This is a genomic window from Xanthobacter sp., assembly GCF_041911315.1.
GTDB lineage: Bacteria > Pseudomonadota > Alphaproteobacteria > Rhizobiales > Xanthobacteraceae > Xanthobacter > Xanthobacter aminoxidans.
The window spans coordinates 1-8,189 of record NZ_JAYRPE010000091.1 but is presented as its reverse complement, the minus strand read 5'-3'; the positions used below and the strand labels follow the sequence as shown (position 1 = coordinate 8,189).

Here is an 8,189-nt window from a genome sequence, read left to right as displayed (position 1 = left end):
CTGGGCCTGCCCGCCGCCGCCGATGCCGAGACGATGGCGCGGGAGACGGTGCGCGACCACGCGCTCGCCCTGCTCCACACCGTGCCGTTGGCGCTGGGCATGGCGCCGGACCGCGCCGCCCTCGGCCTCCTCGCCCGGCCGGACGGCGCCGCCTTCCATGCCGCTCTGGTGGGCGACGCCAGCGACCTCTCCGCTTTCTCCCCCGCCGAGCTGGAGGCGTGGCTCGCGGAGGCGCCGACGCCCACCGCCCGCGCCTTCGCCCGCATCCGCGCGGCCGATCCGGCGGAAGGGCACGTGCATCTGCCGGAGCTGAGCGCGGACGTGCTGGCCGCCACCCTCGCCCGGCCGCCCGCCGCCATCGGCTCCCACCGCGAAACCGGCGCGCTGGGCCGCGTCGCGGCGACGCCGCTTCTTGCCGCGCTGCTCGCGTCCGAGGGACCGAGCCTGTTCGTGCGCCTCCTCGCCCGGCTGGTGGATGGCCTTGCCCATCTCGCACCGCGCCCCGCCCCTCCCCTTCCGGCCGGCATCGCGCCCGCCGCGCGCGGGCTGCTGGGGCATCGGGCGGAGGTGGAGGACGGGCGCGTCGCCGCCTATCGCATCCTCTCCCCCAGCGCCTGGAACCTCGCCCCCGGCGGGCTCATGGAGCGGGCGTTCGCCGCCCTCTCACCCGGCTGGCGGACGCGGTGGCTTGCGCCGCTGCTCGTTTGCGCCATCAATCCCTGCGTGCCCGTCACCCTCTCCTTCGCCACGGAGCCCGCCTATGCATGAGATGGCCGTGTGCGAGAGCCTGCTCTCGGCAATGGAAGAGGCGGCGAAGGCGCAGAATTTCTCGCGCGTCACCCGCGTGCGCCTCGCCATCGGCCGCTTCGCCGGCATCGAGGTGGAGGCGCTGCGCTTCGGCTTCGACGTGGTGACGCGGGGATCGCTGGCGGACGGCGCCGAGCTGGTGGTTCTGGAGGAGGAGGGCACCGCCTGGTGCTTCGACTGCTCCGAGACGGTGCCGCTCGCCCACCGCCTCGCCCCCTGCCCCCGGTGTGGCGGGGAACGGCTCGTGCCCAATGGCGGCACGGACATGAAGATCAAAGACCTGGAGGTGATGTGATGTGCACGGTCTGCGGTTGCAGCGGCGACGGCGCCACCATTTCCGCGGCGCACGGTCCTTCCCACTCTCATGCCCATGGTCACGACCATCCGCACACCCACACCCATGCGGATGGCACCACCCACAGCCATGCCCATGGACACGGGCATGACCACGACCACCACGACCATGACCACCACGACCATGGTCCCCATCACCACGACGATCACCACCACCCCGCGCCCGATGCCGGCACGCTGGACTACGGCACCGGCCCCGCCCGCGCCCATGCGCCGGGGCTGACGCAGGCGCGCATGGTGGAGATCGAGACCTCCATCCTCGCCAAGAACGACGATTACGCCGGCAAGAACCGCGCCCGGCTCGATGCCGCGGGCGTGCTGGCGCTGAACCTCCTCTCCGGCCCCGGCGCCGGCAAGACCACGCTTCTGGTGGAGACGCTGAAGGCGCTGTCCGGTCGCCTCCCCTGCGCCGTCATCGAGGGCGACCAGCAGACCGATAACGACGCCGCCCGCATCCGCGCCGTGGGCACCCCGGCGGTGCAGATCAACACCGGCAAGGGCTGCCACCTCGACGCCCACATGGTGGGTCACGCGCTGGAAAAGCTGCCGCTGCCGCCCGGTGGGGTGCTGTTCATCGAGAATGTGGGCAACCTCGTCTGCCCCGCCGCCTTCGACCTCGGCGAGACGAAGCGCGTCACGCTCATCTCGGTGGCGGAGGGCGAGGACAAGCCGCTCAAATATCCCGACATCTTCGAGGGCGCCGACCTCGTCCTCATCACCAAGGCCGACCTCGCGCCGCACGTGGATGCGGACATGGCGACGCTGGAAGCCAACATCCGCCGCATCAACCCGACGGCGGACATCCTCACCACCTCCTCGCGCGGCGAGATCGGGCTCGCCCGCTGGATCGCCTGGCTGGAAGCCGCCCGCGCCGCCCGCCTCAACGAGCTTGCGAGCGCCCGCGAGGCCGAAGCCTCGGCGCTCCGTGCTGCGGCGGGAGGGGCGCGATGAACCGGCGCCCGGCCATTCTCGTGGTGGACGACGAGCCGCGCTCGGTGGAGGTCATCGCCCGCGTGCTCGACGAGGAGTTCGACGTTTTCACCGCCCTCAATGCGGAGGAGGCCCGCCGCATCCTCGAGAATGAGTGGATCCAGGTGATCTTCTGCGACCAGCGGATGCCGCAGACCTCCGGCGTCGCGCTGCTCACCGAGGTGCGCGAGCGCTGGCCGGACATCCTGCGCATCATCGTCACCGGCTACACCGAGCCGGAAGACATGATCGGCGCCATCAACGACGCCGGCATCTACCAGTTCATCCCCAAGCCCTGGCACCCCGACCAGCTGCTGCTCGCCGCCCGCAATGCCGCGCATCTGTTCCAGCTCCAGCGCGACCATGAGCGGCTGAATCTGGAAATGAAGCTCACCGCCGGCAATGCCGAGGCCCGCCTCGGCGCGCTGGAAGCGCGGGTGAAGCAGAATTTCCACTTCGACACCTTGGTGCGTGCCCCGGGCAGCCCGCTCTCGCAGGTCTGCACCCGCGCCGCGCAGGTGGCGACCTTCGACGTGCCGGTGCTGATCCATGGCGAGACCGGCACCGGCAAGGAGCTGCTGGCCCGCGCCATCCATTATTCCAGCCTGCGCTCGGACCGACCGTTCTTTGCGGTGAATTGCGGGGCGATCCCGGACGAGCTTCTGGAATCCGAGCTGTTCGGCCACAAGAAGGGGTCGTTCACCGGCGCCCATGTGACCCGCATCGGCCTCCTCGACCAGGCGGACGGCGGCACCATCTTCCTCGACGAGATCGGCGACGTTTCCCCCGCCTTCCAGGTGAAGCTGCTGCGCTTCCTGCAGGAGGGCGAGATCCGCCCCGTGGGCTCCAACGAGGCGAAGCGGGTGAATGTGCGCGTGCTCGCCGCCACCCATCGCGACCTCAAGGGCGAGGTGGCCCGCGCCCGCTTCCGCGAAGACCTCTATTACCGCCTCTCGGCCATGGTGCTGACGCTCCCCGCCTTGCGCGAGCGGCGGGCGGACATTCCGGTCCTCGCCCAGAGCGTGCTTGATGCGCTCTCCAGCCAGCACGGCAAGCGCGTGCGCGGCTTCAGCGACGAGACGCTCGCCTGCATGTCCGCCTATGACTGGCCGGGCAACGTGCGCGAATTGCAGAACGAGGTGACGCGCATGCTGGTGCTCACCGAGCGCGACAGCCTCTCCGCCGATCTCCTCTCCCCCCACGTGGTGCGCGCCGCCGCCGCCGAGACGCGGGCGCCGGAGACGCTGGCGAATTCCTCCATCGCGCTGCCGGAGAGCGGTCCGCTGAAGGACCGCATCGAGCGCATGGAGGCGACCATCCTCACGGAGACGCTGGTGCGCTGCCGCTGGAACAAGAGCCGCGCGGCGGAAGAACTTGGCCTCTCCCGCGTCGGCCTGCGCGCCAAGCTCGACCGCTACGGCATCGCCCGCGGCGGTGCGTTCGGCCAGCATTGAGGGGGTGGGGATGAGGGCAGACATCATTCAGCCCAAACAGGCGTCATGCCCGGCCTTGTGCCGGAAGTCGGCTGTTGCCGACTTCCGGCCCCGAGAACGGAACCCGCGAACACGCGGGTTCCGGGCATCCACGTCGGCCCGACTGCGCTCCCTTTTTGTCGTCTGCTCCCAGCCGTTCCACGTGGATGGCCGGGACAAGCCCGGCCATGACGGCCCGTTCTTGAGTTTTCTCCCGCGTCTTCGATAGGAGCCCCGCCATGTGCCTCGGCATTCCCGGACAGATCGTCGCCGTCGCGGACGCGGAGGCCATGCTGTGTGTCGTGGACGTTTCCGGCGTCCGCCGCACCGTGGACGTGGTGTGCGTGGCCGAGCCCGGCGCGCCGCTGGAGGACCTCATCGGCGCCTGGGTGCTGGTCCATGTGGGCTTCGCCATGAGCCGCATCGACGAGGAGGAGGCCGCCGCCACCCTCAAGGTGCTCTCCGAGATCGGCGAGGCGGCGGCCGAGATGGAAGCCCTCACCCAAGGCAGCGTCGAGCTGCTGTCCACCCCGCGCTGAGGAGCCGGACATGCGCTTCGTCGATGAATTCCGCGACCCCGCCCTCGCCGCCGCTCTGGTGAAGGAGATCGGCGCCATCGCCGCGCGGCTGGAGCGCGGGCGCGACCGTCCCTTCGCCATCATGGAAGTGTGCGGCGGGCACACCCACGCCATCTTCCGCTATGGGCTGGAAGGCCTGCTGCCCGACCTCGTCGAATTCGTCCACGGCCCCGGCTGCCCGGTCTGCGTGCTGCCCATGGGCCGGGTGGACGATTGCGTCGCCATCGCCGAGCGGCCCGAAGTGATCTTCACCACTTTCGGCGACGCCATGCGCGTGCCGGGCTCCAAGAAGAGCCTGCTTCAGGCCAAGGCGGATGGCGTCGACGTGCGCATGGTCTATTCGCCGCTGGATGCGCTGACGCTGGCGAAGCGCAATCCGGAGCGCGAGGTCGTGTTCTTCGGCCTCGGTTTCGAGACCACCATGCCCTCCACGGCGCTGACCGTGCAGCGGGCGGCGCGCGAGGGCGTGACGAACTTCTCCCTGTTCTGCAACCACATCACCATCATCCCGACGCTGCGCGCCTTGCTGGAGCAGCCGGACCTCGGCATCGACGGCTTCATCGGGCCGGGGCATGTGTCCATGGTCATCGGCACGTCGCCCTATCGCTTCATCGCGGAAGAGTTCGGCCGGCCGCTGGTGGTGTCGGGCTTCGAGCCCATCGACCTCCTACAATCCCTGCTCATGGTGCTGCGGCAGATCGAGGCCGGCGGGGCGCGGATCGAGAACCAGTATGCCCGCGTGGTGCCGGAGCATGGCAATCCGGCGGCGCTCCGGGCGGTTCAGGAGGTGTACGAGCCGCGCGAGACCTTCGAGTGGCGCGGCCTCGGCTCCATCGCCGGCTCGGGCGTGCGGCTGACGGCGCCCTATGCCGCCTTCGATGCGGAACGGCGCTTCGCCGTGCCTGACATCAAGGTGGCCGATCCCGCCCAGTGCCGCTGCGGCGAGGTGCTCACCGGCGCCGCGAAGCCCTGGGCCTGCCCCGAGTTCGGCAAGGGCTGCACCCCCGAGACGCCGCTCGGCGCGCTGATGGTGTCTTCCGAAGGTTCTTGCGCGGCTTACTATCAATATGGCGGTATACGGGGAGAGGCCGCATGAACATCCCGTTCTCCACCCCGACCGCCGCCCGCCGGCGGCCCATGACGCAGAAGACGGTGACGCTCGCCCATGGCGGCGGCGGCAGCGCCATGCGCGATCTCATCGACGACGTGTTCCTCTCCGCCTTCTCGGGCGAAGGCCGCGCCGCGCCGGAGGATCAGGCCCGCTTCGACCTTTCCGCCCTGATGGCGCGGGGCGACCGGCTCGCCTTCACCACCGACGGCTTCGTGGTGGACCCCCTGTTCTTCCCCGGCGGCGACATCGGCAAGCTCGCCGTCTGCGGCACGGTGAACGACCTCGCGGTGGGCGGAGCGACGCCGGTGGCGCTCTCCTGCGCCATCATCATCGAGGAGGGGCTGGAGGTGGAGACGCTCCGCCGCGTCGTCCGCTCCATGGCCGAGACGGCGCAGGCGGCGGGCGTCGCCATCGCCACCGGCGACACCAAGGTCGTGGCGCGCGGCGCCTGCGACAAGCTCTTCATCACCACCACCGGCATCGGCGTGATCCGCGCCGGCCTCGACGTGGGCGTGACCAAGGCGCGGCCGGGCGACAAGGTGATCGTCAACGGCCTGCTCGGCGACCACGGCGCCGCCATCCTCAATGCCCGCGGCGACCTTGCGCTGGACACCGCCATCGAGAGCGACTGCGCGCCGCTCAACGGCCTGATCGACACGCTCATTTCCGCCGCCCCCGGCCTGCGCATGATGCGCGACGCCACGCGCGGCGGCATCGCGGCGGTGGTGAACGAGCTGGCCGAGGCGAGCAAGGTCGGCATCCGCCTCGACGAATTGAGCCTGCCCATGCGGCCGGAGGTGATGGGCTTCTGCGAGATCCTCGGCCTCGACCCGCTCTATCTCGCCAATGAGGGCAAGATCCTCGCCGTGGTCCCCGCCGGGGAGAGCGACGCGGCGCTGGCCGCGCTGCGCGCCCATCCTTTGGGCCGCGAGGCGGCGGTGATCGGCGAGGTCACGTCCGAGCGGCCCGGACGGGTCGTCATGAGAACGCGCTTCGGGGGCGAGCGCATCGTCGACATGCTGGTCGGCGATCAACTGCCCCGCATCTGCTGAACCTTTTTCAAACCTTCAAACACCGGGGAGACTTTCATGCACCGCACACTCCGCACGGCAGCCGCCGCTGCCGCCTTGACCCTCCTGCCGCAGCTCGCCGCCGCCCATACCGGCGTCGGCGACGTCCACGGCTTCAGCCACGGCTTCGCCCATCCTCTCGGTGGCCTCGATCACCTGCTCGCCATGGTCACGGTGGGCATCTTCGCCTGGCAGCTCGGCGGGCGCGCCATCTGGGCGGTGCCGGCCACCTTCGTCGGCCTGATGGCGGTGGGCGGCGCGCTCGGCATCTCCGGCATCGACGTGCCGTTCGTGGAGCTGGGCATCGCCTTCTCGGTGATCGTGCTGGGCGGCGTGGTGGCTTTCGGCGTCAAAGCGCCGCTGGCGGCGGCCATGGCCATGGTCGGCTTCTTCGCCATCTTCCACGGCCACGCCCACGGTGCGGAAATGCCCGCGGATGCCTCTGGCCTCGCCTACGGCCTCGGCTTCATGTCGGCGACCGCCCTCCTCCACCTCGCCGGCCTCGGCCTCGGCATGGCCATCGGCCGCTTCGGCGAGCTGCATGGCGAGAAGTTCGTGCGCGGCGCGGGCGCGGCGGTGGCGGTGGCCGGCGTCGGCATCCTCGCCGGGCTCGTCTGAGCCCGCGCGGCGCCTGAGCGAAGGCCACGAGAAAAGCCCGCGCGGCGCCTGAGCGAAACCAATCGGCGCCGGTCGCAGGCCGGCACCGATGGTGCGCGCCCTCCAACATGCTATAGCGCCCGTCCGACACGCTTGAGAGGCCGGACGGGTGCTGTACGACGAGGCGTATCTGGCGCGGACCGAAGGACTCGTCCGCGCCCATCTGCCGGACTGGGGCCTGCCGCCGGACGCGGCGCTCCAGCTCCTCTCCATCTCCGAGAACGCCACCTTCCGCGCCACCGCCGGCCAGCAGGACATCGTCGTCCGCGTCTACCGGCCGGGCTATCACGAGGCGGCGGAAATCCGCTCGGAGCTGGCCTGGATCGAGGCGCTGCGCGCCGACGGCGTTGTGCCGACCCCTGCCATCATTCCCACGCACGACGGCCACCTCCTGAATGAGGTGAATGGGGACGGCACCCCGCGCCGGCTGGCCGCCTTCGCCTTCGTGCCCGGCGTCGAGCCGCAGGAGGGCGCGGACCTCGCCCACTGGTTCGCCCGCCTCGGCGCCTTCCATGCCCGCCTCCACGCCCATGCCAAGGGCTGGCAGCGGCCGGAGGGGTTCGCCCGCAAGGTGTGGGATTTCGAGAGCATGCTGGGCGACCGCCCGCTGTGGGGCGATTTCCGCGTCGCGCTGGGGCTGGGTGCGGCCGGCCGCGCGCTGCTGGAGCGCACGGCGCTCGCCCTGAAGGACCGGCTCGCGCGGCTTACGACGCCCGAGAGCTTCGGCCTGATCCATGCCGACCTGCGCCTCGCCAATCTGCTGGCGGACGGGGACAGCCTGACCCTCATCGATTTCGACGATTGCGGCTTCTCCTGGTTCCTCTACGACTTCGCCTCGGCCGTCTCCTTCATGGAGCATTCGCCGCTGGTACCCGCGCTCAAGGATGCGTGGATGGCGGGCTACCGCACCCTCGCGCCTTTGCCGGCGGATGCCGACGCGCAGCTCGACGTGTTCGTGATGCTGCGCCGGATGCTGCTCACCGCCTGGGTCGCCTCCCACGCCGAGACGCCAACCGCCCAGGCCATGGGTGCGCCCTATACAGCGGGGACGCTGGCGCTGGCCGAGACTTTTCTGACGCGGCGGAGGTAGGCGCCGTCCTACCCCCTTTTGCACCGCCGTCATCGCCCGGCTCGTCCGGGCGATCCACGGTTGGACGGGTTCGGGTTTCAG

Annotated in this window: 9 protein-coding genes; all 9 read left to right on the top strand. The window is 70.6% G+C overall.

What is annotated here, in order from left to right; genetic code table 11:
• Nucleotides 1–768 (top strand): nickel-dependent hydrogenase large subunit (locus ACE3QW_RS25040; protein ID WP_374254806.1); only part of this gene is annotated, 768 nt, incomplete at its 5' end.
• Nucleotides 761–1,102, top strand: coding sequence for a hydrogenase maturation nickel metallochaperone HypA (gene hypA / locus ACE3QW_RS25035; protein WP_374254804.1), 342 nt, complete (start codon nucleotides 761–763; stop codon nucleotides 1,100–1,102). The genes ACE3QW_RS25040 and hypA, both read left to right, overlap by 8 nt.
• Nucleotides 1,102–2,112, top strand: a complete 1,011-nt coding sequence (gene hypB, locus ACE3QW_RS25030) for a hydrogenase nickel incorporation protein HypB (protein ID WP_374254802.1) — start codon at nucleotides 1,102–1,104, stop codon at nucleotides 2,110–2,112. The genes hypA and hypB overlap by 1 nt, the downstream gene beginning before the upstream one ends.
• Nucleotides 2,109–3,584, top strand: a complete 1,476-nt coding sequence (locus tag ACE3QW_RS25025; RefSeq protein WP_374254800.1) for a sigma-54-dependent transcriptional regulator — start codon at nucleotides 2,109–2,111, stop codon at nucleotides 3,582–3,584. The genes hypB and ACE3QW_RS25025 overlap by 4 nt, the downstream gene beginning before the upstream one ends.
• A 257-nt stretch (nucleotides 3,585–3,841) precedes the next feature.
• Nucleotides 3,842–4,141, top strand: a complete 300-nt coding sequence (locus tag ACE3QW_RS25020) for a HypC/HybG/HupF family hydrogenase formation chaperone (protein WP_374254798.1) — start codon at nucleotides 3,842–3,844, stop codon at nucleotides 4,139–4,141.
• Nucleotides 4,142–4,151: 10 nt separating this feature from the next.
• Nucleotides 4,152–5,276: a hydrogenase formation protein HypD gene (gene hypD, locus ACE3QW_RS25015; protein ID WP_374254796.1), complete on the top strand. Its 1,125-nt coding sequence runs from the start codon at nucleotides 4,152–4,154 to the stop codon at nucleotides 5,274–5,276.
• A complete protein-coding gene (hypE, locus tag ACE3QW_RS25010) occupies nucleotides 5,273–6,343 on the top strand; it encodes a hydrogenase expression/formation protein HypE (RefSeq protein ID WP_374254794.1) in 1,071 nt (356 codons plus the stop codon). Before hypD ends, hypE begins: the two co-directional genes overlap by 4 nt.
• Before the next feature lie 36 nt (nucleotides 6,344–6,379).
• Nucleotides 6,380–6,979 carry a HupE/UreJ family protein gene (locus ACE3QW_RS25005; protein ID WP_374254792.1) on the top strand — a complete coding sequence of 200 codons (600 nt, stop codon included), beginning with the start codon at nucleotides 6,380–6,382 and terminating at the stop codon, nucleotides 6,977–6,979.
• A gap of 148 nt (nucleotides 6,980–7,127) precedes the next feature.
• On the top strand, nucleotides 7,128–8,108 hold the full coding sequence (locus tag ACE3QW_RS25000) for a phosphotransferase enzyme family protein (RefSeq protein WP_374254790.1): 981 nt from the start codon (nucleotides 7,128–7,130) through the stop codon (nucleotides 8,106–8,108).
• Nucleotides 8,109–8,189: the final 81 nt, after the last annotated feature.

Bases quoted from the DNA above. Each gene is read 5' to 3' on its own strand.
- hypA (WP_374254804.1), top strand. From the start codon at position 761: ATGCATGAGATGGCCGTGTGCGAGAGCCTGCTCTCGGCAATGGAAGAG.
- hypB (WP_374254802.1), top strand. From the start codon at position 1,102: ATGTGCACGGTCTGCGGTTGCAGCGGCGACGGCGCCACCATTTCCGCG.
- ACE3QW_RS25025 (WP_374254800.1), top strand. From the start codon at position 2,109: ATGAACCGGCGCCCGGCCATTCTCGTGGTGGACGACGAGCCGCGCTCG.
- ACE3QW_RS25020 (WP_374254798.1), top strand. From the start codon at position 3,842: ATGTGCCTCGGCATTCCCGGACAGATCGTCGCCGTCGCGGACGCGGAG.
- hypD (WP_374254796.1), top strand. From the start codon at position 4,152: ATGCGCTTCGTCGATGAATTCCGCGACCCCGCCCTCGCCGCCGCTCTG.
- hypE (WP_374254794.1), top strand. From the start codon at position 5,273: ATGAACATCCCGTTCTCCACCCCGACCGCCGCCCGCCGGCGGCCCATG.
- ACE3QW_RS25005 (WP_374254792.1), top strand. From the start codon at position 6,380: ATGCACCGCACACTCCGCACGGCAGCCGCCGCTGCCGCCTTGACCCTC.